A 593-nucleotide genomic window follows, 5' to 3' on the forward strand; every position below is an offset into this window, starting at 1 on the left:
GCCTTGTACACACCGCCCGTCACACCATGGGAGTGGGTTGCAAAAGAAGTAGGTAGCTTAACCTTCGGGAGGGCGCTTACCACTTTGTGATTCATGACTGGGGTGAAGTCGTAACAAGGTAACCGTAGGGGAACCTGCGGTTGGATCACCTCCTTACCTTAAAAGATACAACTCCGCAGTGCTCACACAGATTGTCTGATAGAAAAGTAAGAAGCAGGGTGTCTGCGAAAGATAAGTCCCTTTCGTCTAGAGGCCCAGGACACCGCCCTTTCACGGCGGTAACAGGGGTTCGAATCCCCTAAGGGACGCCACCTGCTTGGTAACGCAAGTGAAAGGTGCGCGGCCACAATATCTCAAAACTGACTTTCAAGTCACGTTTGAGATATTTGCTCTTTAACAATCCGGAACAAGCTGAAAATTGAAACGACACACTGTTTCTGTTCTCCGTAAACAAGAACAGAAAAAGGTGTGTTCGAGTCTCTCAAATACTTACAGCACGACGATGAATCTCAGGAAACATCTTCGGGTTGTGAGGTTAAGCGACTAAGCGTACACGGTGGATGCCCTGGCAGTCAGAGGCGATGAAGGACGTG

1 tRNA gene and 1 rRNA gene are annotated in these 593 nt (G+C 49.2%); both read left to right on the forward strand.

Annotated elements, in window-relative coordinates:
* Nucleotides 1-156, forward strand: a 16S ribosomal RNA gene (locus tag ET34_RS0120690); the annotation flags it as partial.
* Between the two features lie 79 nt (nucleotides 157-235).
* A tRNA-Glu gene (locus ET34_RS0120695) sits at nucleotides 236-311 on the forward strand.
* The last annotated feature ends 282 nt before the right edge of the window (nucleotides 312-593 follow it).

This window comes from Siccibacter colletis, assembly GCF_000696575.1.
Lineage (GTDB): Bacteria > Pseudomonadota > Gammaproteobacteria > Enterobacterales > Enterobacteriaceae > Siccibacter > Siccibacter colletis.